This is a genomic window from Streptomyces sp. NBC_01198 (assembly GCF_036010485.1).
Classification (GTDB): Bacteria; Actinomycetota; Actinomycetes; order Streptomycetales; family Streptomycetaceae; genus Actinacidiphila.
In genome coordinates this window covers 2,976,507-3,001,977 of the sequence record NZ_CP108568.1, presented here as the reverse complement: position 1 = coordinate 3,001,977, position 25,471 = coordinate 2,976,507, and the positions used below count along the sequence as shown (strand labels likewise).

Sequence of the window (25,471 nt, the reverse complement as noted above, 5' to 3'; positions counted from 1 at the left end):
AGGACCACCACGAGCGAGGACAAGGAACGAGTCGATGGCCGACACCCACGCCTCCGGCAGCCTCCCGACGCCCCAACCGGGCACCGGGGCCGTAGCGCTGGTCGAGTCACCCGTTCAGCTGCTCAACGTCCTGGAATGGGCGCACATACATCCGCCCGCGATCCCCGCCGCCCGTGACGGCAGCGCCCGCGCCGCCGCTGCCGTACGGGAGCCCGCCGCGCTGCCGCTGACCGTCGTGGTGCTCTCGCCCGCCGACCCGACCAGCCGCGGCCAGCTGCGGCGGATGGCCGAACTCGCCCGCGACGAGGGCGCGGTCGTCCGCTGGTACGAGGCCCGCGGCGGCCGCGGCGGGCTGCTGCGTACGGCCGTAGCGCTCGCCCCGCTGCTCATGCGGGTCGAACTCCTGGTCATCGGCGACCCGTTCTCCCGCCTGGTGCAGGTGCTGCTGCCGCTGTGCCGGGCCAGGCGGCTGACGGTGGTGGACGACGGCACCGCCACCATGGAGTTCACCGAAATCCTGTCCAGCGGCGGGCGGTTGGTGCGGTGGCACCGCAGCGGGCGGCGGCGCTCGCCGGTGGACACCGCCTTCGGGGTCTTCGCCACGGCGGCCAGGCGGCGGCTGACTCCCGGCCGGCGGCGGCAGGTCGAGCTCTTCAGCGCCATGCCCGCGACGCCGCCGGCCGGGATGGCGCTGCGCACCAACCGCTTCGCGTGGACCCGCAGCCGCTTCGGCCCGCCGAAGGTGCTCGAGGGCACCGACCTGATCGGGACGTCGCTGGTCGAGACCGGCGTCGTGGACCCCGGGCACTATCTGACGGTGGTCACCGAACTGGCCAGGCGCTACGGGGCCAAGCGGTATTTCGCGCACCGGAAGGAAGCGCCGGACAAGCTGCACCGGTTGGCGGCCGAGACCGGGCTGGAGATCGTGCGGCCCGACCTGCCGCTCGAACTCGTCGCCCGCCGCGGGCCCACCGGCCGCCGGGTGCTCTCCTTCCCCTCGACGGTCGTCCACACGCTGCCGCTCGTGCTCGACGGTACGGGCGTCGAACTCACCGTCGTGGACATCGACCCCACCTGGCTGACAGCGGGCGCCGCCCCCCGCGCCCAGACCTTCCTCGCAGGCATCACCCACTCGGCCCGCGACCTCCACAACCTGCCTCCGGCGGCCACCCGAACCGTCTGAGCGCGCGGCGCCTCCCCGGACCTGAGGGGGTGCCACTTGCGGTGGCTCTTCGCCTTCCCCGCCGTCGTGGCTTGTCGCGCAGTTCCCCGCGCCCCTGACGGCTTGCCCTCTGCACAGAGGGTGCCCGTTTGTGAGGGGCGCGGGGAACTGCGCGCCCAGCCCCCACCGGGCCGCAGGTGAACACAGCGCGGCCGGTTGGCCGTTGTCCGGCTGACGGCCAGTTCGCCTGGCGTCCAACCGGGCGTAACCCAATGATCATCTCCCTAGGATTGACTGCCGGGATGGCGGGATCTTTACGCGGCATCGAGGCCGCGCACCCATGGGCGGGGGCCCAGGACCGGGCCCCCGGTGCGGACCCGGACCCCTCCGCACCCGCGGAGCGGATCGTCGCCGTCGTCACCAGTGGCGCCGTCGACGGTGACTCCCGTGCCCTGAGGGTGGCGGCGGCCGCACGCGCGGCGGGCTACCGCGTGACCCTGGTGGGTCAGGGGCCGGCGACCGTGGCGGCGGACGGCGTCGACGTGCGCCGGGTCGTCGTCCAGGGCGTGCTGGGCAACCACCGGGTGCGGCGCCCGCGCCCGGGCCTGCGCTGGCCGCTGGCCTACCGCAGCGCCGGCGCGCACGACCACCGTACGGTCCGGCTCACCGCCGCCCGCGCGCTGCTGGTGACCCGGGCGGCAGAACTGCACCTGGTGCACCGCCCGTTGCCGCTGCTGGCGCTCGCCAGGTGCGGCCACACGCTGGCCTGGCTGCGCTACGGGCTGCGGGCGGGCTGGACCCGGGTGCGGGCGGCGCAGTATCAGGCCGCGGTACGCCGCCGGCGCAGCCCCGACGCGCGGCTCGACAACCTGATGACCGACGTCACCCGCCTGCTGCTCGGCCGCCGGGCCTGGCGCCGGCTCGACCCGGGCCTGCTCGACGAGGAGGTCGCCTACGGCCCGGTGCTTGACGAGGTGCGCCCGCACCTGATCCACGCGCTGGGCCACCGCGCCCTGGGCGTGGCGATCAGGGCCGCCCTGCGCGCGGAGGGCGGCGGGCACCGGATCGAGGTGGTGTGGGACGTGCCGCCGCGCACCCCGGCCCCGACCCGCAGGGCCACCGTCGCGGGCGAGGCGCACGAGCGGTCGTTCGCCCGCGAGGCGGACGGCGTCGTCACCGTCGGCGAGGGCCTGGCCCGCGAGCTGCGGGCCAGGCACCGGCTGGCGGCGACCCCCGCGGTGGTGCGCAACGCGCCGCCGCTGGCCACGGCGGCGACCCCGCACCCGCGGGGCGTACGCGACCGGTGCCGGCTGGCGCCCGACGTGCCACTGCTGGTGCACGCGGGGCCGGTCACGCCCGACCGCGGTCCTGCCACCGTGATCGAGGCGCTGCCCAAGCTCTACGACCTGCACGCGGCCTTCCTGGTCCCCGATCCGGCCCACCCCGACCTGGCCCCGCTGCGCCGGCGTGCCGCCGAGCTCGGCGTGCACGCCCGGCTGCACGTGCTGCCGTACGTCCCGGTCGCGGAGATCCCCGCCTTCCTGGCCTCGGCCGACATCGGCGTGCTGCCGGTGCACAAGCTCCCGCACCACCAGTCGGTACTGGCCACCCGGTATTTCGAGTACGCGCACGCCCGGCTGCCCGTTGTGGTCAGCGATGTCCGCGCGATGGCCGCGGCGACGCTGGAACTGGGCAACGGCGAGGTCTTCCGCGCCGGCGACACCGCCGACTTCGTGCGCGCGGTCGGCGCGGTGCTGACCAATCCGCGCCGCTACCGCAAGGCGTACGACCGGGTGGACGTCCTGCGCGAATGGTCCTGGCAGACCGAGTCCGCCCCCCTCCTCGACCTCTACACCCGCCTTCTGGGTCCCTAGGCCGGCTGCCGGCCCAGTCCTCGGCGTGCCGATCCCGCCGGCCCCGTGAGGCCCCGTGATCGCGCGGCTCCGCGTGCTTCACGTCCTCGTCACACCGGAGGCGTAGGTTTGGATCAGCAGTCGCGTGAGGCACCGGTCGCACCCCGGTCGCGTTGCCTCGCGGGTGGCTGCTCGTTGAGCGAGTATGGGTGTGTGCATGCCCGAGCCCCAAAAGGGTGGGCATACCCCTGAGGATGACCGGGTATGCGCCGATCAGGCGACTTCTTCTCCTCGTGCCGCACTTATTTTTGTCCGATCAGCCCAGAGGAGCCGGTCATGGGGCCTACCCTGACTGGGGTGAACCACTCACCCACAGCGCCGTCCGGTGCGCTGTCCGAAGAACTGCGCAACGAACTCATCGCGTTCCGCCGCGACCTGCACCGGCACCCGGAGTTGAGCCGACAGGAGTTCAGGACCACCGAGAAGATCAGGGCCCGGCTGGAGCTGGCCGGGCTGAGCCCGGTGGTGCTGCCCGGCGGGACCGGTCTGATGTGCGACATCGGGCCGGACGACCCGGTGCGCGGGCGCCTCGCGCTGCGGGCCGACATCGACGCGCTGCCGGTGCCGGACACCAAGAACGTGGAGTACCGCTCGACCGTCGAGGGACGCGCGCACGCCTGCGGGCACGACGTGCACACCTCCGTCGTGCTGGGCGCGGGCCTGGTGCTCGCGGACCTGGCGGCCCAGGGCCGGCTGCCCCGGCCGGTGCGGCTGGTCTTCCAGGCGGCCGAGGAGGTCATGCCGGGCGGCGCGCTCGACGCGGTGAAGGCCGGCGTGCTCGACGGGGTGGAACGTATCTTCGCCGTCCACTGCGACCCGAAGGTCGAGGTCGGCAGGATCGGCCTGCGGCAGGGCCCGATCACCTCGGCGGCCGACAAGCTGCTGCTCACCCTGGACGGTCCCGGCGGCCACAGCGCCCGCCCGCATCTGACCACCGACCTGGTGATGGCCACCGCCAAGCTGGCCACCGAACTGCCGGTCGTGCTGACCCGCCGCGCCGACCCGCGCTCGGGTCTGAGCGTGGTGTGGGGCCGGATCGAGGCGGGCCACGCGGCGAACGTCATCCCGCAGCACGCCGAGCTCGAGGGCACCGTCCGCTGCCTGGACCTGGCGGCCTGGCACGAGGCGCCCGACCTGGTGCACGAGGTGATCGACCAGGTGGCGGCGATGTACCGCGCCAAGTGCGAGATCACCTACCAGCGCGGGGTGCCGCCGGTGGTGAACGAGGCGGTGTCGACCGAGCTGCTGCGGGACGCGATGTCGGCCAGGCACGGCCTGCACGCGGTGGAGGACACCGAGCAGAGCCTCGGCGGCGAGGACTTCTCCTGGTATCTGGAGCAGGTGCCCGGCGCGCTCGCCCGGCTCGGTGTGCGGCCGGTGGGCGATACGACCAAGCGTGATCTGCACCAGGGCGACTTCGACGCCGACGAGGGCGCGATCGCGGTCGGTGTGGAGCTCTTCACCGGGGTTGCGCTGCTGGTCTGACACCGGGTGAGTCCTCGGCTACGCGGGTTTCACCTGACGGAAATGCGTCGATCCGATAACAGGCCTTCATACGGTCTTTACCTGACATCTACGCGCGTTAAGCTCCCGCTTAGCCAGCGCCGGACGGGGCGCTTCGAACCGAAGGGGACCCTCTTGCGCCGGGTATCCAAGATCGCTGCCGCGGGTGTGGTGTCCGCGGCTCTCGCGCTGACCGCGACCGCGTGCGGCAGCAGCACCACGTCGGACAGCGGCTCGACGGGCGGCAGCGGCAGCGCGAGCAGCAGCTCGTCCGGTGGCGGCGGCAAGACCAAGGGCGTCGGTATCGCGTACGACGTCGGCGGCCGCGGCGACCACTCGTTCAACGACTCCGCCGCCCGCGGCCTGGACAAGGCCGACGGCGAGCTCAAGCTCGACTCCAAGGAGCTTACCGCCAGCAACGGCGAGACCGAGTCGGACCGCGTGCAGCGGCTGGACTCGCTCGCGGCGGCCGGCTACAACCCCGTCGTCGCGGTCGGCTACACCTACGGCCCGTCGGTGACCACGGTGGCCAAGAAGTACCCGAACGTCACCTTCGGCCTGGTCGACTCGGTCGTCGACGCCCCGAACGTCGACAGCATGGTCTTCGCCACCGAGCAGAGCTCCTACCTGGCCGGTGTCGCCGCCGCGCTGAAGACCAAGACCGGCAAGGTCGGCTTCATCGGCGGTGTGCAGAACACCCTGATAGGCACCTTCGACGCCGGCTTCGCGCAGGGCGTCAAGGACACCAAGTCCAGCGTCCAGGTGACCCGCGAGTACCTGTACAAGACCGACCCGCGCGGCTTCAACGACGCGACGTCGGCCGCGGCCAAGGCCCAAGGCATGCTCGACAAGGGCACCGACGTCATCTACACCGCCGCCGGCCTGTCCGGTGACGGCTCGATCCAGAAGGTCGCGGGCAAGTCCGGCGCCTGGGCGATAGGTGTCGACTCCGACCAGTTCCAGGACCCGGCGCTGGCGAAGTACAAGAACAGCATCCTCACCTCGGCGATCAAGAACGTCGACGTGGCGGTCTACGACCTGATCAACTCGGTGAAGAAGGACAACAAGCCGAAGGTCGGCACCAACTCCTACGACCTCGCCAACAACGGTGTGTCGCTGGCGACCTCGGGCGGCTTCATCGCCGGCATCCAGTCGCAGATCGACGCGGCCAAGCAGAAGATCGTCTCGGGCCAGATCAAGGTGAGCTCCACCCCCTGACCGGGTGAGGCGGTACGGCCTGCGAGGCCCGGCGGGGGGATGCTGCGGCAGCCCCGCCGGGCCTCGGTCACGGTCCGGGTCCGTTTGGTCCCGGCCTGTCCCGGTACGGCGCCGGGCTCCGGCCCGCGCTGTACCGCCGCCGTGCCGGTCGTGACGAATCCGTGCTGTGAAAAGCCGACGCTACGCGCGTAGCGTTTCGTTACCGCGATACTTTCACCACCACCCCCCGAGCCTTTCCCCCGAGGAGAGTGCGCCATCAACGCGTCCACGAGTCCACCCGCCGTCGAGCTGCGCGGCATCACCAAACGGTTCCCCGGTGTCGTCGCCAACCACGACATCGACATCACCGTGCGCAGCGGCACCGTGCACGCCCTCGTGGGCGAGAACGGCGCCGGCAAGTCCACCCTGATGAAGATCCTCTACGGCATGCAGAAGCCGGACGAGGGCAGCATCGCGATCCACGGCGAGCCGGCCGTCTTCGGCGACCCTGGCGACGCCATCGCCCGCGGTATCGGCATGGTGCACCAGCACTTCATGCTCGCCGACAACCTCACCGTGCTGGAGAACGTCGTCCTCGGCAGCGAGAAGGCGTACGGCATCGGCGGACGCGCCCGCGCGCGTATCAAGGAGATCTCCGACTCCTACGGCCTCGGCGTCCGGCCCGACGTGCTGGTCGAGGACCTGGGCGTCGCCGACCGGCAGCGGGTGGAGATCCTGAAGGTCCTCTACCGCGGCGCCCGCATCCTGATCCTCGACGAGCCGACCGCGGTGCTGGTGCCGCAGGAGGTCGACGCGCTCTTCGAGAACCTGCGCGGGCTGAAGTCCGAGGGCCTGACGGTGATCTTCATCTCGCACAAGCTCGGCGAGGTGCTGTCGGTCGCCGACGAGATCACCGTCATCAGGCGTGGCACCACCGTCGGCGACGCCGACCCGAGGACGACCACCGCCAAGCAGCTCGCCGAGCTGATGGTCGGCAGCGAACTGCCCTCGCCGGAGACCCGCGAGTCGACCGTCACGACCGAGCCGATGCTCACCGTGGACGGCCTGCGGATGTCCGAGACCGACTCCGAGGGCGTCGAGCGCATCGTCCTTGACGACGTCGGCTTCACCATCCACAAGGGCGAAGTGCTCGGCATCGCCGGCGTCGAGGGCAACGGGCAGGCCGAACTGGTCGAGGCCGTGATGGGCATGCGCGCGCTGAACGCCGGCGTGCTCACGCTGGACGGCCGGGACATCACCCGGACACCCACCCGCGGCCGCCGCGAGGACGGCATCGGCTACATCCCCGAGGACCGCCACCGGCACGGGCTGCTGCTCGAAGCGCCGCTGTGGGAGAACCGCATCCTCGGCCACGTCACCGAGCGCCCCAACAGCCGCGGCTTCCTGATCGACCCGGGCGCCGCCCGCCGCGACACCGAGCGGATCGTCCAGGAGTACGACGTCCGCACCCCCGGTATCGAGGTGCCGGCCGCGTCGCTGTCCGGCGGCAACCAGCAGAAGCTGATCGTCGGCCGCGAGATGAGCCACCTGCCGAAACTGCTGATAGCCGCGCACCCCACCCGGGGCGTGGACGTCGGCGCGCAGGCGCAGATCTGGGACCAGATACGGGCCGCCCGCCGGGAGGGCCTCGCGGTGCTGCTGATCTCCGCCGACCTCGACGAGCTGATCGGCCTGTCCGACACGCTGCGGGTGATGTACCGCGGCAGGCTGGTCGCGGACGCCGACCCTGCCACCATCACCCCTGAGGAGCTGGGTTCGGCCATGACCGGAGCGGCCGCGGGCCACCTCGCACACGAACCGGAAGCACCGCCGGCCGTGCCGGCGCCGCTGGCACCGCAGGAGCCGGTCGAGTCCGCGGGAGAGGACCGATGAAGAAGTTCGACAAGGACCGGGTGCTGCTCGGCCTCGCCGCCCCGGTGCTCTCCGTGCTGGGCGCGCTGATCGTCACCGGGCTGGTGCTGCTGGCCAGCGGCAAGGAGCCCTTCCACGCCTTCAACGTGATGCTGACCTACGGCAGCAAGTCCGACAGCCAGGTCTACATCCTCAACAAGGCGACTCCCTACTACCTGTCGGGGCTCGCGGTGGCCATCGGCTTCCGGATGAACCTGTTCAACATCGGCGTCGACGGGCAGTACCGGCTCGCCGCCTTCTTCGCGGCCGCCGTCGGCGGGTCGATGTCGATTCCGGGCGTCATCCAGATCCCGATCATCATCCTGACCGCGATGGTGGTGGGCGCCGCGTGGGCGGCGATCGCCGGTGTGCTGAAGGTCACCCGCGGGGTCAGCGAGGTCATCTCGACGATCATGCTCAACTCGATCGCGGGCATCGTCATCGGCTACTTCCTGCAGGACGGCAGACTCGGCGTGACCGACAAGCTGGCCAACACGGTCACCACCAAGCCGATCCCGTCCGGCAGCCACCTGTTCAACTTCACCACCCAGACCGACCCGGTGGTCGGCTTCATCGTCTTCGCCGGCCTGGCCGGCGTCGTCTACTGGTTCGTGCTGTCCCGCACCCGCTTCGGCTTCGACCTGCGCTCGGTGGGCCGCTCGGAGTCCGCGGCGCAGGCCAGCGGGGTCAGCGTGAAGAAGATGGTGATCGTCAGCATGCTGATCTCCGGCGCGATGGCCGGCCTGGTCGGCATGTCGACGCTGCTCAACCAGTCCTACCAGTTCAGCACCGACTTCCCGGCCGGCATCGGCTTCACCGGTATCGCGGTGGCCCTGCTCGGCCGCAACAACCCGATCGGTATCGCGGTCGGCGCGCTGCTCTGGGCCTTCCTCGAACGGGCCTCCAACGGCCTGGAGTTCGAAGGTTACGACAAGGAGATCGTCGGCGTGATCCAGGGCGCCATCGTGCTCGCCGTCGTCATCGCCTACGAGCTCGTACGCCGCTACGGCCTCGCACGGCAGCAGCGCCAGGTCGGAGCGGAACTCGCCGCGGCCGGCACCGCCGACAAGCAGGAGGTGACGGCGTGACTGCCACCGCTACCCAGACCCCGCCGCCCGCCGCACCCCCGAAGGCGGGCGCCAAGGGCGGCAGGACCCGGCTCTCCGTCCCGGTGATCCTGCTCATCGTGGCGGCCGCGCTGGTCGTGGTCTCCGCGGTCCGCGCCATCGCGGGCGCCGACGACGTCACCTCCTCGGGGCAGGTCGCCGGCGCGCTGACCGGCGCCGTACCGATCGCGCTCGCCGGTCTCGGCGGCCTGTGGTCGGAGCGGGCGGGCGTGGTCAACATCGGCCTCGAAGGCATGATGATCCTCGGTACCTTCTTCGGCGCCTGGGCCGGCTGGAGCCTCAACCCGTGGATGGGCGTGCTGGCCGGCATACTCGGCGGGATGGCGGGCGGCCTGCTGCACGCGATCGTCACCGTGACCTTCGGCGTCGACCAGATCATCGCCGGTGTGGCGATCAACATCCTCGCCGCCGGCGTCACCGCGTATCTCGCCAAGCGCATCTTCAACGTCGGCAAGGCGGCCACCGAGGGCGGCACCCCCAAGCAGTCGCCACCCATCGGGGACATCAAGTCCTTCACCGCGCCAGGCCTGTCGCACTGGCTGGCGAGCCTGGAGAAGCACCACTGGTTCCTGATCTCCGACCTGGCCGGCATCGTCGGCGGCCTGGTCACCAACATCTCCTCGCTGACCCTGCTGGCCGTGGCGCTCTTCATCGGCACCTTCTTCGTGCTGTGGCGCACCTCCTTCGGCCTGCGGCTGCGCTCCTGCGGTGAGAACCCGGTCGCCGCGGAATCCCTCGGCGTCAACGTCTACCTGTACAAGTACGTGGCCGTGATGGTCTCCGGCGGCCTGGCCGGGCTCGGCGGCGTGTTCCTGGCCATCGGCACGCACTTCTACCTCGAAGGCCAGACCAGCGGCCGCGGCTACATCGGCCTGGCAGCGATGATCTTCGGCAACTGGCGGCCCGGCGGACTCGCCATGGGCGCCGGCCTGTTCGGCTACGCCGACAGCCTCCAGCTGCGCAGCGGCAGCGACTCGGTGCACGCGCTGCTCCTGCTGCTCGCGGTGCTGCTGGTGGCGATGGCGGTCTGGAAGTACCTGCGCAAGGCGTACGTGTCGGCCGGCTTCGCGCTCGCCTTCGCGGTGTTGCTCGCCGTCTGGTACTTCGCCACCGACACCGTCGCCGACGAGATCGTCCAGGCGTCGCCTTACGTGGCCACGCTGCTGGTGATGGGCCTGTCCGCACAACGGCTGCGGATGCCGAAGGCCGACGGGCTGCCGTACCGGAAGGGGCAAGGCGGATGACGGCCCAGGCCGTTGACTGGGAGGCGCTGCGCGCCGCCGCCCGGGAGGTCATGGAGCGGGCCTACGCGCCCTACTCCGGCTTCCCGGTCGGCGCCGCGGCGCTGGTCGACGACGGGCGCACCGTCGTCGGCTGCAACGTCGAGAACGCGGCCTACGGGGTCGCGCTGTGCGCCGAATGCGGCCTGGTCTCCGCCCTGCACGCCTCGGGCGGCGGCCGGCTCACCGCGTTCAGCTGCGTGGACCGGCACGGCGACCTGCTGATGCCGTGCGGGCGCTGCCGCCAGCTGCTGTGGGAGAACGGCGGCCCCGCGCTGCTGGTCGACACCGCGGCCGGGGTGCGCCCGATGCGCGAGATCCTGCCGGACGCCTTCGGGGCGGACGACCTGCGGCGGTAGGGCGGGTACGCACCCGCCCCACCGCCCGCCCGGGGCCCGGGCCGCCCCTCACAGACACGCAAGGAAGCAGAGCACCATGGACGTCATTTCCGTCATCCGCACCAAGCGCGACCGAGGGCGGCTCAGCGACGAGCAGATCGACTGGGTGGTGGACGCCTACACCCGGGGCACGGTCGCCGACGAGCAGATGTCGGCGCTCGCCATGGCGATCCTGCTCAACGGCATGGACCGCGCCGAGATCGCCCGCTGGACCGCCGCGATGATCGACTCCGGCGAGCGGATGGACTTCTCGTCCCTGGACCGGCCCACCGCCGACAAGCACTCCACCGGCGGGGTCGGCGACAAGATCACCCTCCCGCTGGCCCCGCTGGTCGCCGCGTGCGGTGCGGCCGTGCCGCAGCTGTCCGGGCGCGGCCTCGGCCACACCGGCGGCACGCTCGACAAGCTGGAGTCCATCCCCGGCTGGCGGGCGTCGCTGTCCAACGAGGAGATGCTCGCCGTGCTCGGCGACGTCGGCGCGGTCGTCTGCGCGGCCGGCGACGGCCTCGCGCCCGCCGACAAGAAGCTCTACGCGCTGCGTGACGTCACCGGCACGGTCGAAGCGATCCCGCTGATCGCCTCGTCCATCATGTCCAAGAAGATCGCCGAGGGCACCGGCTCGCTGGTGCTCGACGTGAAGGTCGGCTCCGGGGCCTTCATGAAGTCCCTGGACGACGCACGGGAACTGGCCGCCACGATGGTCGGGCTCGGCTCCGACCACGGGGTGCGCACGGTCGCGCTGCTCACCGACATGTCCGTACCGCTCGGGCTGACCGCGGGCAACGCGCTCGAAGTCCGCGAATCCGTCGAGGTGCTGGCGGGCGGCGGCCCCGCCGACGTCGTCGACCTCACCCTCGCGCTGGCCCGCGAGATGCTCACCGCGGCGGGCCTGCCGGACGCCGACCCGGCCAAGGCCCTCGCCGACGGCTCCGCGATGGACGCCTGGCGGCGCATGATCCGCGCCCAGGGCGGCGACCCGGACGCCGCCCTGCCCACCGCCCGCGAGCAGCACGTCGTCATGGCGCCCGCCACCGGGGTGCTGACCGCGCTCGACGCCTACGCGGTCGGCGTCGCCGCCTGGCGGCTCGGCGCGGGCCGCGCCCGCAAGGAGGACTCCGTCCAGGCGGGAGCGGGTGTCGAGTGGCACGCCCGCCCGGGCGACCGGGTCACGGAGGGCGCCCCGCTGCTGACCCTCCACACGGACACGCCCGAGCGCTTCGGCTACGCCGAGGAGGCGCTGGAGGGCGCCGTCACGGTCGCGCCGGAGGGGACGGACTTCACGCCCGGCCCGATCGTGCTGGACCGGATCGCCTGACCCGGACGGCCGCGGCCTGCAGGACGCGCACGCGTCCCGCAGGCCTTTCGGCCCGCCGCCGGCGGCGGTGGGCTGCCCGCGCCGGGGTGCGGGTCAGCGGCGCAGGGCCTCAAGCGGTTCGGTTCTCGCGGCTCGCAGGGCGGGGTAGAGGCCGGCCGCGAAGCCGGTGAGCATCCCGATCAGCGGGGCGGGCAGCACCGCGTACGGCTGGAGGACGGCCGTCCAGTGCCGGGCCAGTGCCGTACCGAGGACGGTCGCCACGCCCAGGCTGGTGCCGACCAGACCGCCGAGCGCGCCCAACGCCGTGGACTCGGTGAGGAATTGCGCGGTGATGTGCCGGGGGCGTGCGCCCAGCGCCCGGCGCAGACCGATCTCGCCGGTACGCTCAAGGACCGCCACCAGCGTGGTGTTGGCGATCCCGACCGCGCCCACCACCAGGCAGATCGCCGCCAGGACGAGGAACAGGCCGGACAGGTCGGTGCCGACCTGGTCGCGCAGCGCGTGCGGGTCCGGCGGCGGAATCGCGGTGAAGAGCGCCGGCTTGTCGGGCCGCAGCGCCAACGGCGCCTGCCGGGCGATGAGTTGCCCGGCGCCCGGCCGGGTGCGGATGAGCGCCTGCGCGGGCGAGTCGGCCGGCGGCCCGTAGGCGCGCAGCGCGGTGGCCGACGGGATGACCATGCCGAGCAGCGTCTGCGGGAGCCGCCGCACGTCGGAGACGATGCCGACCACCGTGTAGGCGGTGCCGTTGACGAAGACCGCGGGCTGGTTGTCGGTGCGGGTGATGCCGAGTCGCCGGGCCGCCGACGCCCCGAGCAGGCACACGCGTTCACCGCGCTTCTGGTGGAAGTCGTTGAAGAGGGTTCCGGTCAGCAGCGTCGGCTCCATCGCGCGCACCGCGCCGGGTGACGCGGCGAACAGCGCGATGTCGGAGCCGCCGCCAGAACCGCCTTCCAGGGCCGCGGCGGTGACGTCGGGGCGCTGCGAGGTCAGCGGGTTGCGTACCGGCACCTGCCACCAGACGCCCGCGTCGGTCACACCGTTGAGCACGTCGAGCCGGCTGTCGCTGTCCGCGGGGAAGTCCATGGGGGGCGGCGCCCCGCTGTCCGCCGCACCTCGGGTGCCGAGGTCCTGTACGGTGACCGTGGTGTCCTGCAGCAGGCTGAAGGACTTGCCGATCTGCCCGGTCGCGGTCGACGTCAGGCCGAGTACGGCGACGAAGGCCCCGACGCCGAGCACGGTCCCGAGCATCGTCAGCACCGAGCGGCCGGGCCGCTGCACGACCCCGGCCAGCGCTTCCGTGAGGGTGTCCCGCCGGGTCAGCCGGGTGCGCCGGGCCGCGGGCCGGTCCGACGCGGCGGACCGGCGTGCGGCGGGCGGTTGTTCCCGGCCGTGATCGGTCTCGGTGAGGGTCCCGTCCAGGATGGTGACCCGGCGCCGGGCGCGGGCGGCGACCACCGGGTCGTGGGTGATGACGACCACCGTCACGCCCGAGGCGTTGAGCCGGTCAAGCAGGTCCATGACGGAGGCCGCGGTCGCCGAGTCCAGGTTGCCGGTCGGCTCGTCGCACAGCAGCAGGTCGGGGGAGTTGACCAGGGCGCGGGCGATCGCCACCCGCTGCCGCTCGCCGCCCGACAGCGTCGTCGGCAGCGCGTGCATCCGGTGCGCGAGGCCTACTCGGCGCAGGGCGTCGGCCGCAGCCTCGGTACGCGGCGCCGACCGTGGCGTGACGTACAGCTGCGCGAGGGCGACGTTCTCCAACGCGGTGCGGTACGGCAGCAGATGGAAGGACTGGAAGACGAAGCCCACCCGGCGGCCGCGCAGCGCGGCCCGTTCGCGCTCGCCGATGCTGCCGACGTCGGTGCCGCCGAGCCGGTAGCCCCCGGAGGTGGGCCGGTCCAGCAGGCCCAGCAGGTTCAGCAGCGTCGACTTGCCGGAACCGGAAGGGCCGACCACCGCGAGGTAGTCGCCCGACCGTACGCGCAGGTCCACGGGACGCAGCGCGTGCACCGGCCGCACACCGTCGTAGGTCTTGGCGGCCCCCGCCAACTCCAGCACCAGGTCAGCCTGTTCGTCCCCGCGCTGCACGGATGCGGCCTCGCGCTGCCGGCGCCACGGCGGCCTCACTGGCCGACCACGACCTTCTCGCCCGCGGCGAGCCTGCCGCCGTCCAGCGGTGTCACCTCGACCATGCCGTCGGCCGAGACACCCGCCCTGACCGGGACGACGTGCTGCACACCGGAGGGGGCGACGACCGTCACGGTGGTCCTGGCGTCGGCGCCCGCCGAGATCGCCGCTTGCGGGACGGCGAGTACGGCCTTGTCGGTGGCCGCGGCGGTGATGGTGATCCGTACGTCCTGCCCGGCGAACCTGGTGTCCCACGCGGCGGCCGGGCGGATCGCCAGCGGCAGGTACGCGGCGCCGCCGGCTGTTTTCTGGCTGTCGCTGTCGCCTGCTCCGCCGCTGTCCGGGGTCACCGGCGCGCCCACGGACTCGACCGTCCCGTCGGCCTGCGCGCCGGTCGCCTCGGCCAGCACCTGCGCCCTCATCCCTGCTGTCACCAGGCCCGCCTGCGACGGGTCCAGATAGCCGGTGAGCGTCATGCCGCCGCGGGCCAGCGTCACGACGCTGCCCTTGACCGGGTCGCCGACCCGCACCGGCACCGACACCACCCTGGCGGGCAGCGACGGGATGAAGACCACCTCGGAGGCGGGCACCATCGCATGGGCCGCAGGCGCGGCGGGCGGCGCCGCGGCGCCGGCGGCACCGTCCCCGCCGTCCACCGCCGTGCCGCTTCCGGACTGCGGACCTGCCGCGTTGACCGGCACCGGATAACCCAGCTTCGCGTACAGCCGCTCCACCGCGTGCTCGGTGCCGGTGCCGAAGACGCCCTTGGCGTCGGACCCGGTCGGATGCCCCGAGGACCGCAGGGCGTCCTGGAGTTGGGCGACGTCCTTGCCCTCTTCGCCGAAGGTGAGGTCGCGGTAGGCGGGCAGCGTGCCCTTGAGGGCGAAGACCGGGCGGCCCGAGTATTCCACCAGCACCTGGGCGGCGCGGACGCTCTGCCCGGCGTGTGCGTAGACACCGGTCACCATCAGCTGTGAAGGCTGCGAGGTGGCCCTGGTCAGCGCCACCGAGGTGGGCACGGCCGACACCGTACGGCCGTCGGAGAAGGTGCCGCGCAGTACCACCGTCGAGCGCAGCACCCGCTCGACCACGGGCGCGGTGATCACACTCGCGCGGGGCGGCCGGGTGTCGGCCGCGGCCTGCGACGGCGACTGCACCCAACTCGACCCCAGCAGGCCGCCCACGGACAGCGCGACCGCCACCGCGGCCGTGCCGAGGACCGTCCGCCGGCGCCGTACCAGCCGCGACGCCGCCGCGGCCGAGGCGCCGCTCTCGTCCCCGCTCACCGGACGCCTCCTCAACTGGTCACCGCGGCAGCCGTCTTGACGGTGGCGGTGATCCGGTCGCGGGCGTCCTGCAGCGCGAACTGGTTCTGCTCGACCTGCTGTCGCTGAACAGCCGACTCGACGTCGAACCAGGTCTTCACCAGCCCCGTCCGCGCCTTGCAGTCGATGTCGGTGGTGGCGACCTGGACACTGGCGGCGGTGGGGTGCCCGCCCGTCGCGGTCCGCGCCAGATCGGCGGCGTGCAGCGGGCTGTCGACGCTGTATCCGCTGCGCTTCATGCACTGCGACCAGGCGGCGATGACCGCCTGCACCCGCGGATCGGCCTGCGATGTGCTCATGCTGTCCGCGTCGAGCCGCCCGGCCACGCTGGTGTCGATCCGTCCCAAGCCGACCTTGTCCATGGCCTGTTGGCCGCAGCCGCCGTCCGGCACCGCCTTGCCGTGGAAGGTGGACGGCGCCTTGGCCGCGTCGGGCTTCATCGCGACATGCCCGGTCAGTACGGCGACCTCGGCGCCGGTGAGCTTCGGCGCCGGCGGCGGGGTCCGGTCGTCGTCGCCGATGGAGTACGCCAGCTTGGCGGCCGCGTCGCGGTCGGTGATCCCGTAGCGGCGCGCCATGTTGGAGTCGTCGTTGTTCGGCGGGGGAGTCATGCCGGCCGGCGGCAGCGAGACGTGGAAACCGTATCCGGCCATGCACTGCGTCTCCAGCCGGATGACCGCCCGCTGGATCGTCACCGTCTCCGGATACGTCTCCATGTAGGCCTCAAGGGGCAGCACCATTCCCTTGGCGAGCCCGGTCTTCGGCACGGCGTCCGGCCAACCGGCGTTCGCGGCGGTCTTCTTCCCGGACGCGGCGTCCCCCGTGTCCCCGCCCGCCGTCGAGCAGCCGGTGAGCGCCGACCCGATGAGCACGGCGGCAAGGAGGGACAGGGCGGCAGCGATGCCCGGACGGCGCCGCCGGTCCGGGCAGCCGGCGGTACGCCCGGGCATCACTGTGGCGTTGTGCATGAGGTGCGGACTTCCTACGCGGTGGGTGCGGCGGGGGGTCTGGCGCGTGGCGGGGTCAGGAGAAGTGCTGGGAGGCGTCCTCGTTCAGGAGGGTGGAGTTGAGGTTGACCTTTTTGTTGCAGTAGTTGTTCCAGGGGAAATTCTGGGAGGGCCCTGTCCAGCCGGAGTTGTAGTAGACCCGGTAATTGTCGTAGCCGCACTGCATCACGGCGGCGGCGTTGTTCTTGATCGCCTGGCCCGCGCCTTTCCCCCCATCCGTTGTGGGGGCACCCTGCTTGAAGACGTAGTGGTAGTGGTAGGTCGTGCCGTGGTCCGCCACCTCGCTGTAGTCGTAATTCGAGATGTTTCCGTACATCATGGCGAGCGATGAGTCCTTGTAGGCCGTCGAGTGATAGAGGATCCACAGGGAGTCGGTCGGCTCTCCGTTCTTGTCGCCGTTGCAGTTCCCCGACCAGACGGCACAGTCGTTCCACACGTTGTACGTGACGATGGACGAAGGGGAGGCGACGTCTCCGGGAGCCGCGCTGCTCGGTGGGGCGACGGCCATCGGTACGGCGATGGCCGCAGCCGCTGCGGCGACGAGATAACCGACCTTTGGTGCTTTGGAACGCATAGTATCCTCATTTCGTACGGGCGGGCCGATTGATTGTTGACATGGGATCGTATTGCGAATTTCCGTCGACCGCAATACCCGTCCGCTGTTTACGGGATTGGGCGGTGGACAAGGGATTCAAGGCGATGTGTCCACGGGTGGCGGGGTACGGTGAGATAGCGGGTGTGCGAACTCCAGCGCAGCAGTGTGCCGTATTGCGTACGGGCGTCCGCGAGCGACCAGACGGCGGGTACCGTCCGTTCGTCGCGCCGGATGACGGCGACAGCGTGCGGACCGGGGCCGGGGCGCCATCGCAGCGGGCGGTGGGGCAGGTCCTGCTCCCACTGGGCGAAGGGCTCGCAGATCCAGGAGGCCGCGCGGGGCCGCCAGGAGCCGGTGGCGCCGGCGACGAGTTCCGCTGTCACCTGTCCGGGGTCCGCGTCCGTGCCGAAGTATGCCTCGGCGAAGACGGTGCCGGTCAGGGCCGGCCCCTCGGGGCCGCCGGGCGGACGGTCGATCCTCGGGACGTAACGCGCAGGACGCAGCGCGCGGTCGTCGATGCGGACGCACAGCATCCGGGCCGACGGAACCGCGGCGGCGGCCGCCGCGATGCGCTCGTGCAACTCCGCGGCGGCCCTGGTCCGGTCCCGGCGGATTCGCCGTGACCGGACCGTACAGTGCAGCCGGGCGTTGCTCGGGATGCCGCAGACGGCGGCCTCCCAGGCCGCACGGCCGTGGATCAGCAGCAGGCCGAACAGCCCGAGAGCCTTCTCCCGCACCGCCTGCGCTGATCGCATCGCCCCTCCTCCGGTCCCCGAACGTGCTTACTGTCGGCGCGGCACCGCTCACCGTGTCACTGGTTCAAGGCGTCCTCCAGGACTTGTGCGTAGATCTGGGTGCCGGTCTTGTTGGGGTGGAAGGACTCGGCGGACATCTTGATCAGCCCGAAGAGCGAGGAGGTGTCGCTGGCTGTCAGCGTGGTGCGGAAGCTGTTGATGGCCGGGGCCGCGGAGCAGACTCCCTTGCCCGCGAAGGCGGAGGTCGGATCGGCGAACACGAAGTGCTCCCCGGCGTCGTGGTCGAACTTCGCGACCATCGCCTTGAGCTGGGCGTTCAGATAGTCGCCCATCTCGTTGAGGAAGGCCACGGAGTTGGCGGAGAGCCCGAGCGGGCTGAGAATGCCGGGTCCGCTGCGTACACAGGACCCCTGGTTCTCGAACAGTCGCGGATAGCCGAGAATCACGATCTTCGCGTTCGGGGCCTGCGACCTGATCATGCCGAGCGCCTCCGACGCGCCTTCCACTGCCACGTTGTCGATGACCAGCGGCAGCGCGTCGCTCAGCGGCTCGCCGTTCACGATGAAGTAGCCGGTCCGCCAGCGGTCGGTCTGCTGCTCGTTCTCGGTCGCGTTGGGCGGCTTGAAGGAACTGTTGGCGCAGTTGGTGGCCGCGGTCGCGATCATGCACTGCGCCAGGACCGGGCCGAACCGTGCGTCGTTGCCGCCGATCGTCAGGGTCACCAGGGTGGTGTTCTCATCGAGGTAGCCCTGATGGATCTGTGGAAGTTCGCCGTAGAACCTTCCGTTGAAGTCCTCGTTGGCGGTGAGGTCGTAGGTCTCGGAGGTGTCCAGCGACGACAGGCTCGGTGACTGCGCGCCGGAGCAGGCCACCTGGTGGAAGTCCATGCCGGGGTCGGCCGAGTCCGCGAGGTGGCCCACGTTGGCCGAGGTGCCGGGCAGTATCGCGTTGCGCGCCCAGGAGTAGACCGAGCGGTGGCAGCCGTTGGCGTCGGTGCTGGTGCGCCAGTCGGTCTCGGAGTAGTAGTCGCCGTCGCCGTCGGCCGCGCCCTCGCCGGAGGAGTACGAGTCGCCCATCGAGACCACGAAGTTGGCGGGCTTGCCCGGCAGCGGCTGGATGTCCACCGCGTCCCAGGCGATGTCGTCGTCGGCGGTGCCGTCGAACGTCCAGTTGCTCAGCTCCACACCCTGCGGCCCCGTGCCGGAGAACTGGAACACGCCGAGCTGCACCCACACGTTCTTGCGCTCGGACTGGTTCACCATGCGGTACTTGGGCGGGGTGCTAGTCGGCCCTGTCGTGCCGGTGTCGATGGCGTAGATGGCCTGCTGGCTGGTGGCACCGGTGGCGGGGATGTGCACCCAGACCCTGGCCCACTTGTTGATGTTCTGCGACAGCTTCCAGGTGCCGCGGACGGCCATGTCGCCCTGGGCCGTCGGCGGCAGGGAGTAGTCGGTGATCGGATCGTTGGTCTTGGCCACCCCGGTGTCGCCGTTCCGGGTGTGGGCGTACCAGAAGTGGTCGCCGAAGCCGCCGCCGATCTGGTGCAGATCCGCCTTGGCCTCGTAGTGGCTGTCGCTGTCCGCGTCAAAACTGAACGACAGGGCGCCGGCGTCGGTCCAGGTCTTGGTGCAGCCGCTGCGCAGCGGTGGCACGCTGCCGGAGACCGAGTCGATGAGCAGCGAGTTGGCCGGAATCCGGCTGGGATTGCAGTCAGGGGTGGCGCTGTCGGCGTTGCCCGGCTCGGTCCGCAGCGTCACGTACTTGAGGTTCTCGTGGCCGCAGGTGGTGGCGCAGTCCGTCTTCCAGGTGGCGGGTGCGGCCCACCAGTGCTTCGGATCGCAGGTCTTGTCGTGCAGCCCGTCGGTCTCGCAGGTGGGCGGGCTGCTGACGACGCAGGCGTTGACGCTCTGCTGGCAGAAGGTGTCGAGCGGCGGCTTGACCATGCTGCGGTTGTAGTTGGCGATGTCACCGTTGTCCCCGGCCCACCAGGCGGCCGTGTAGCCGGCGCTGCCGTAGCCGGAGTCGGTGGGCAACTGCTCGTGTCCGTCGCTGGTGTAGGAGTGGCCGGTATCGATCGGCCAGGCTGCCCAGCCCATCACCTTCTCCTGGTAGGGCCAGTTCCCGGGGTGTGCCGCGTCGGCGTAGGTGTTGCCGTCGAGGAACGCGTGCCGGCCGGCCGGGTAGAGCGGGTTGGCCGGGTTGTTCAGCCAGCCCAGACCCCAGTGCCCTGAGGCGTCCTGGCCCGGCGGGTTGAATCCCGAGTTGTAGTCCCACACCGCCGCGAACCAGTCCTCGATCGCCGAGGCGCTGTTGTTGTTGATGGTGATGCCGACCGACGGGGCCTGGAGTTCGTTCCACTTGGTGGCCAGGATCCGGGCGGCCTCCGCGATGTTGGCGGCGTAGTCGAGCGCCACCGCCTTCTGCTGGTCGGCGGGCAGCGAGACCGGGCCGAGCTTCATGCCGTCGGTGATCTGCCCGATGCCGTAACCGCAGTCGGTCTTGGACCAGTCGATCTTCCAGGCGTCCTGGCCGGTCGCGTCGTTGTCATGGCCGTAGAAGTTGCCGGTGATCGGGCTGGACGACTGGCCGGGCAGCGCGCCGCCCTCGGCCTGCCACAGGTTGGACTCCTGGGTGAGGATGCCGAGCAGCACCTGCGCGGGGATGCGTCCGCCACCGGTCAGCGAGGGCAGCGGGAACATCCCCTGCGGGTTGGAGCTGCTCAGTCCCTCGCGGGCACGCCAGTCGGTCTCCTGGAGGTAGGCCGAGGTCAGGTCCCCGCGGACCGCCATGTCGACGGCCCACTCCACCTGGTTGGGCGTCGGCTGATACGCCTGCAGCGTCGGATCGTTGCGTGCGATGGCGCAGGTGCGGTCGGTGTCCACCGGCGAGGAGGGCGAGGCGGCCTTCGGCGACGCGCTTGCCGCCTGGCCGGTGCCCGGGCCGCCGGCCAGCGACGGGGACTGCGCGTTGCCGCTCCCCGCGGCCTTGGCGGTGGCCGCGTGGGGGTCCGCCGAGAAGTCCAGCGTCTTGCCGGTGCCGGTGACCTTCGCCGCGATCTGCAGGCTGCCGTCCGCGGACGGTGTGCCGGTGCCGGCGATGGGGTGCTCGACGTGCGTGTGCAGGCCGGGGGAGACGGCCTGGGCCACCGAGAGCCGCCCCTCGGTGGACAGGTCCGTGCCGGCCGGGGCCGCCACCCGTCGTATCTGGGAGGGCAGCGCGGCGGTGGTCCTGGGCGTGCCGGTCAGGAACACCTGCCCCGCCAGGCCCTGGTTCAGCCCCAGCGCGCCGGTCGCGCCGGTGGCCAGTACGCGGGTCCTGCCTCCCGCCGTGCGACGGGCGGACTGGACGGTCGCGGTCTGGTCGAGGAAGTCGACGCCGCCGCCGGAGTCCTGGTGGATCGCCGACGGGACACCCGAGGTGGTCGCCACGGTGGTCTTGCGGCCCTGCCGGTCGATCCGCACCACGTGGTGCCCGTCGGCGGCCAGTAGGCCGTCACCCGACGGTACGGCGGAGGTGATCTCGCCCGCGGCTGTGGTGGTGGCCACGGTCCTGCCGTCGGTGCCGACGGTGACCAGGCGGGTACTGTCATCCGCGACCTGGGTGAAGACCGCGGTGTGCGAGGCGGTGTCGCAGGTCGGGTCGAAGTACGCCAGCGTCCCGTTGAGCGGCAGCTTGCGCACGGCCCCGGTGTCGAGGTCGACGACCGCGGTGAAGGCGCCACGCTCCATCAGGTTCTCGGTGTTGGTGAACCCCCGCGGCGCGTAGACCACGAAGGCGTGCGCACGGTCGGCCAGGCAGGAGTTGCCGATCCACAGATCGGTGTCGAAGCCGGCCTCCGACAGGGTGGTGACGGTGTGCCAGGCGTACGCGTCCTTGCTGTCGGCGACCAGTACGTGCAGGCCGTCCGCGTCGGGTGCGAGGGTCACCGCCCGGTCCTGGGAGCTCTTCCAGCCCTTGGCCAGATCGCGGTTCGGCGTGGTGGCCCGGTCGGCGGGACCCTGGTCCTTCGGCGCGGCCTGCGGCTGCGCCGGTGCGCCCGATGCCGCCGACGGATCACCTCGGGGCGGTACGCCTGCCTGCGCGCCGGGTGCGGCGCTTGCGGGACCCGCCACGATCACCGCCGACAGCAGGGTGAAGATTCCCGCGACGGCGGCTTTTTGTCTGATGCGCATAGATGCCTCACCGATCTCCACGGTTGACGGTCTGTCGTGGTGGATGAATGGAGATTAGGGACCGACAAATTAGTCAACTCGTCGGCTTAGGGCGTGACTTGAGCTGAGTCGCCCGCGGTGAGTGGTCAGGCGTCGGCGGGCGGATCCACGTCAGGACAGGCTCGCGCCGGATAGGCACGGGCCTGTGAGGGCAGGACAGAAGAGGGTAATTGTAGTTTGAGACTCATAGTAGTTTCAGCGGGGATTGTGCCGCAGTCGCTGAGAACAGGCAAGGAGTTACTCGTTGCGTGGTCGCGCCATGCGCGCAGATTTGAGGCGCGCTTGAGGCGCGCTTGGGCCCCGCTTTGAGGCGGACTTGGGCCGCAGCTGCGCGCTACGCGCGCAGCGCGCGGCCGAAGCCGGTGGCCAGGGGCATGCGCAGGCCCAGCGGCGGCGGAGCCGCCAGCGCGTCGGCGACCGGCCGGGCGTACGGCCGGTCGAGGAGGGAGCCGAGGACGAAGTCGGTGGTGAGGGCGAAGACTTCGGCCCGGTGCTGATGCAACCCGTGCCCGTCGGAGTGCACTTCGAACCGGCACACCTCCCGGTTCACCTTCTTCGCGCGCTCCGCGAACCGGTAGGAGAGGTCCGGGTCGGTGGAGTCGTCCTGCGTCCCGTGCACGAGCATCACCCGGCGCCCGATCAACTGCTTGACCGGCTCCGGCTCCGGGCCGCCCGGCAGCCACGGGGAGAGGGCCACCACCGAGCTCACCGCGGGGTGCCCGGCGGCGTGCAGCGCGGCCCGCGCGCCCATGTCCAGCCCGACCAGGCACACCGGCACGTCGCCGTAGCGCCTGACCGCCTCGCCGACGGCCCACTCCGCGTCCTCCGCCGGGTGCGCGTGGCCGCCGTTCCAGCCGCGGAAGCGGTAGTGGACGACATGCGCGGCCACCCCGTCGGCCATTCCGTGGCGTACCAAGTGCCTGGCCAGCGGCCACATCACGGCCGCAGCCATCGGGGAGCGGCGCCGCGTGCTCAGCGCGTCCCCACCGGGCAGCGCGAGCACGACGGCGCGTACTGTGGCGCCGTCGTCGGGCTGTTCCCGCGAGCGCGGCGCCGGCACCAGGCCGGGCGCGACCTGGCGCCCGAGCCGGGCGCCACGCGCCGGTAATGCTTGTGAAGCCATGGCGCAACGATGGCAGACGCAAGGGTGTGCACAGTATGGCCGGGCGGAAAATATTTGCCCCGTCCGCGAGTTCTACGCGCGTAGGGCGTATCGTTTCGACCATGCAGAACCCGAAACCGGGCGTTCCGACCCGGGAACAGATCCGACGTGCCCCCAAGGTGCTGCTGCACGACCACCTGGACGGTGGCCTGCGCCCCGGCACCGTCGTCGACATCGCACGTGAGACCGGCTACGACGGGCTGCCCGAGACCGACCCCGACAAGCTCGGGACGTGGTTCAGGCAGGCCGCCGACTCCGGCTCGCTCGAACGGTACCTGGAGACCTTCGCGCACACCTGCGCGGTGATGCAGACACGTGACGCGCTGATCCGGGTCGCCGCCGAGTGCGCCGAGGACCTGGCGGCGGACGGCGTGGTCTACGCCGAGGTGCGTTACGCGCCCGAGCAGCACCTGGAGGCCGGGCTCACCCTCGAAGAGGTGGTGGAAGCGGTCAACACCGGCTTCCGCGAGGGGGAGCGGCGGGCCCGTGAGGACGGCAACCGGATCAGGGTCGGCGCGCTGCTCACCGCGATGCGGCACGCCGCCCGGTCGCAGGAGATCGCCGAACTGGCCAACACCTACCGCGACTCGGGCGTCGCGGGCTTCGACATCGCGGGCGCGGAGGCCGGTTACCCGCCCACCCGGCACCTCGACGCGTTCGAGTATCTGAAGCGGGAGAACAACCACTTCACCATCCACGCCGGCGAGGCGTTCGGCCTGCCCTCGATCTGGCAGGCGCTCCAGTGGTGCGGCGCCGACCGCCTCGGCCACGGGGTGCGGATCATCGACGACATCGAGGTCGGCCCCGGCGGTCAGGTCTCGCTCGGCCGGCTGGCGTCGTACGTCCGCGACAAGCGCGTGCCGCTGGAGATGTGCCCGACCTCCAACCTGCAGACGGGCGCCGCCAGTTCGTACGCCGAACATCCGATCGGGCTGCTGCGGCGGCTGTACTTCCGGGTCACGGTCAACACGGACAACCGCCTCATGTCGGGGACCAGCCTGAGCCGCGAGTTCGAGCACCTGGTCGAGGCGTTCGGATACACGCTCGACGACATGCAGTGGTTCACCGTCAATGGGATGAAATCAGCGTTCATCCCTTTCGATGAACGTCTGGCCATGATCAACGAGGTGATCAAGCCGGGTTATGCCGAGCTCAAGGCCGAATGGCTCTTCGAGCAGGCGACCGCGGAAAGGCCGCTGGCCAGCGGTTCCGCTCTCGGCGAGGTCTGAGCGCGGGTCGCGGCGGGCGCAGCGGGGGAGGCGGCGCGGGCGCGCCACGCCGTTTGCGCGGCGGGTGAACGACTGACTACGTTCCGTTGTCATGCAGACCCGAACGAAGAAGACTCTCGCGACCACCGCGCTCGGCCTGGCCTTCGCCGCGGCGGCGGCCGGCAGTGCGTCCGCCGCCCCCACCGATGTGCTCGGCTCCCTCCCCGTCGGCTCCGCCGCCAACCTCGTGCCGGGGGCCGGCAACTCCGCTGCCGGCGCCCAGACCGCGCTGAGCCACGGGACGTCGGCGCTGCCCGGCAACCCCGCGAGCCTGCTGCCGTCCGGCAACCACCTCGACGGCAACCAGATCGCTCCCGTCTCGGGGCTCCTCGGAGGCCTCCCCCTCGGCGGCTGACGCCACCCGGCCCCCTTGGGGGTACCCCCATGCCCCCTGACGGGCACCCCTCTGCCACCGCGGGCGCGGGAACGGCGCCCCAGCCCCCGCCGGCCGTTGTGCGGCGACGGACCGCCACCACCCCCAGGGGCGCGGGGAACTGCGCGACCAGCCCCCACCCGGGGGCGCGGGTCGTCACCGACCCGAAGGGGCTGTTCTGTCCGGTCCGGACCACCGGCCGGTGGGTGGTCGCGCGCGCAGTTCCCCGCGCCCCTGATGGGCACCGCTGGCCGCAGCGATACCCCCAGCCCGAGCCAGCGGAATGGCACCGCTGGCCGCAGCGATACCCCCGCGGTAGCGGGAGCCTCAGGGGGCGGCCACTTCCTTTGGGGTGAGGCGGGCGTCCTCGGGCCGGAGCGGAGCGACCCGGCGGAGGCGGTGGCGGGTGGCCGGGACCACGAGCAGGTGGGCCAGGGCCACGCCCGCCGTGTTGAGGATCAGCGCGTCGACGTCGAAGAGCTGGCCCGGGACCATGGTCTGGGTGAACTCGACCGAGATCGAGACCATCAGCCCCGCGAAGACGGTACGGATGAAGGACGCCAGGCCCGACGCCTCGACCCGGCCGCCGGCCATCGGCAGCAGCACGCCGAGCGGGGCCAGCAGGCCCAGACCCGCCAGCAGATGGCGGGCCGCCTGCTCGGGGCCCATCCGCAGGTCCGCCCTGATGGTGCCGAACGGCCGCAGGTTCGGCGACGGCACCCACGCCACGTAGTGCGGGCGGAGCAGCAGCCAGGCGGTGAGAGCGAGGTACGCGGCGGTCAGCAGGAGCCCGGCCGCGCGCACCCGGTACATGGAGCCTTCGTGCTGCACAACGGCCAAGACGC

19 protein-coding genes and 1 pseudogene are annotated in these 25,471 nt (G+C 71.7%); 11 read left to right on the top strand and 9 right to left on the bottom strand.

Annotated features, from left to right (window positions below):
• Nucleotides 1–34: 34 nt before the first annotated feature.
• The 9 genes from OG702_RS13310 to OG702_RS13270 all read left to right on the top strand — a co-directional run bounded on the left by OG702_RS13310 (nucleotide 35) and on the right by OG702_RS13270 (nucleotide 11,806).
• On the top strand, nucleotides 35–1,183 hold the full coding sequence (locus tag OG702_RS13310; RefSeq protein ID WP_327289093.1) for a hypothetical protein: 1,149 nt from the start codon (nucleotides 35–37) through the stop codon (nucleotides 1,181–1,183).
• 281 nt (nucleotides 1,184–1,464) lie between these two features.
• Nucleotides 1,465–3,036 carry a glycosyltransferase gene (locus tag OG702_RS13305; RefSeq protein ID WP_327289092.1) on the top strand — a complete coding sequence of 524 codons (1,572 nt, stop codon included), beginning with the start codon at nucleotides 1,465–1,467 and terminating at the stop codon, nucleotides 3,034–3,036.
• A gap of 315 nt (nucleotides 3,037–3,351) precedes the next feature.
• The gene (locus OG702_RS13300; RefSeq protein WP_327289091.1) at nucleotides 3,352–4,560 is read left to right on the top strand and encodes an amidohydrolase; all 1,209 of its coding nucleotides are present in this window, start codon (nucleotides 3,352–3,354) and stop codon (nucleotides 4,558–4,560) included.
• A gap of 153 nt (nucleotides 4,561–4,713) precedes the next feature.
• Nucleotides 4,714–5,796: a BMP family lipoprotein gene (locus tag OG702_RS13295; RefSeq protein ID WP_327289090.1), complete on the top strand. Its 1,083-nt coding sequence runs from the start codon at nucleotides 4,714–4,716 to the stop codon at nucleotides 5,794–5,796.
• A gap of 255 nt (nucleotides 5,797–6,051) precedes the next feature.
• Nucleotides 6,052–7,668, top strand: a complete 1,617-nt coding sequence (locus OG702_RS13290; protein WP_327293215.1) for an ABC transporter ATP-binding protein — start codon at nucleotides 6,052–6,054, stop codon at nucleotides 7,666–7,668.
• Nucleotides 7,665–8,774 carry an ABC transporter permease gene (locus OG702_RS13285; RefSeq protein ID WP_327289089.1) on the top strand — a complete coding sequence of 370 codons (1,110 nt, stop codon included), beginning with the start codon at nucleotides 7,665–7,667 and terminating at the stop codon, nucleotides 8,772–8,774. Before OG702_RS13290 ends, OG702_RS13285 begins: the two co-directional genes overlap by 4 nt.
• Complete coding sequence (locus OG702_RS13280; RefSeq protein WP_327289088.1) at nucleotides 8,771–10,057, top strand: ABC transporter permease; 1,287 nt, start codon at nucleotides 8,771–8,773, stop codon at nucleotides 10,055–10,057. Before OG702_RS13285 ends, OG702_RS13280 begins: the two co-directional genes overlap by 4 nt.
• On the top strand, nucleotides 10,054–10,452 hold the full coding sequence (locus tag OG702_RS13275; protein WP_327289087.1) for a cytidine deaminase: 399 nt from the start codon (nucleotides 10,054–10,056) through the stop codon (nucleotides 10,450–10,452). The genes OG702_RS13280 and OG702_RS13275 overlap by 4 nt, the downstream gene beginning before the upstream one ends.
• 76 nt (nucleotides 10,453–10,528) lie before the next feature.
• Nucleotides 10,529–11,806 (top strand): thymidine phosphorylase, encoded by a 1,278-nt coding sequence (locus tag OG702_RS13270; protein ID WP_327289086.1) that lies wholly within the window; start codon nucleotides 10,529–10,531, stop codon nucleotides 11,804–11,806.
• A 93-nt stretch (nucleotides 11,807–11,899) separates the two neighbouring features.
• On the opposite strand, the gene OG702_RS13265 is transcribed toward OG702_RS13270, so the two are convergent.
• The 8 genes and pseudogenes from OG702_RS13265 to OG702_RS13230 form a co-directional block, all read right to left on the bottom strand.
• Nucleotides 11,900–13,054, bottom strand: a complete 1,155-nt coding sequence (locus OG702_RS13265; RefSeq protein WP_327293214.1) for an ABC transporter permease — start codon at nucleotides 13,052–13,054, stop codon at nucleotides 11,900–11,902.
• Nucleotides 13,055–13,198: 144 nt separating this feature from the next.
• A pseudogene (locus OG702_RS13260) lies at nucleotides 13,199–13,891 on the bottom strand (ABC transporter ATP-binding protein); the annotation flags it as partial.
• Nucleotides 13,892–13,926: 35 nt separating this feature from the next.
• Nucleotides 13,927–15,216, bottom strand: a complete 1,290-nt coding sequence (locus OG702_RS13255) for a peptidoglycan-binding protein (protein ID WP_327289085.1) — start codon at nucleotides 15,214–15,216, stop codon at nucleotides 13,927–13,929.
• Between the two features lie 11 nt (nucleotides 15,217–15,227).
• Entirely contained in the window at nucleotides 15,228–16,223 is a 996-nt protein-coding gene (locus OG702_RS13250; protein ID WP_327289084.1) for a hypothetical protein, read from the bottom strand.
• A gap of 55 nt (nucleotides 16,224–16,278) precedes the next feature.
• Entirely contained in the window at nucleotides 16,279–16,836 is a 558-nt protein-coding gene (locus OG702_RS13245; RefSeq protein ID WP_327289083.1) for a hypothetical protein, read from the bottom strand.
• An 89-nt stretch (nucleotides 16,837–16,925) separates the two neighbouring features.
• Nucleotides 16,926–17,612 (bottom strand): hypothetical protein, encoded by a 687-nt coding sequence (locus OG702_RS13240; protein WP_327289082.1) that lies wholly within the window; start codon nucleotides 17,610–17,612, stop codon nucleotides 16,926–16,928.
• A 56-nt stretch (nucleotides 17,613–17,668) separates the two neighbouring features.
• Nucleotides 17,669–21,784, bottom strand: a complete 4,116-nt coding sequence (locus OG702_RS13235; protein ID WP_327289081.1) for an SGNH/GDSL hydrolase family protein — start codon at nucleotides 21,782–21,784, stop codon at nucleotides 17,669–17,671.
• A gap of 373 nt (nucleotides 21,785–22,157) precedes the next feature.
• Nucleotides 22,158–22,946 carry an alpha/beta hydrolase gene (locus OG702_RS13230; RefSeq protein WP_327289080.1) on the bottom strand — a complete coding sequence of 263 codons (789 nt, stop codon included), beginning with the start codon at nucleotides 22,944–22,946 and terminating at the stop codon, nucleotides 22,158–22,160.
• A gap of 101 nt (nucleotides 22,947–23,047) precedes the next feature.
• Between OG702_RS13230 and OG702_RS13225 the strand changes: the two genes are divergently transcribed.
• Together OG702_RS13225 and OG702_RS13220 are read left to right on the top strand one after the other, a co-directional pair.
• On the top strand, nucleotides 23,048–24,214 hold the full coding sequence (locus OG702_RS13225; protein WP_327289079.1) for an adenosine deaminase: 1,167 nt from the start codon (nucleotides 23,048–23,050) through the stop codon (nucleotides 24,212–24,214).
• A gap of 91 nt (nucleotides 24,215–24,305) precedes the next feature.
• Nucleotides 24,306–24,608, top strand: a complete 303-nt coding sequence (locus tag OG702_RS13220; protein ID WP_327289078.1) for an ATP-binding protein — start codon at nucleotides 24,306–24,308, stop codon at nucleotides 24,606–24,608.
• Nucleotides 24,609–24,953: 345 nt separating this feature from the next.
• On the opposite strand, the gene OG702_RS13215 is transcribed toward OG702_RS13220, so the two are convergent.
• Complete coding sequence (locus OG702_RS13215; RefSeq protein ID WP_327293213.1) at nucleotides 24,954–25,457, bottom strand: VanZ family protein; 504 nt, start codon at nucleotides 25,455–25,457, stop codon at nucleotides 24,954–24,956.
• Nucleotides 25,458–25,471: the final 14 nt, after the last annotated feature.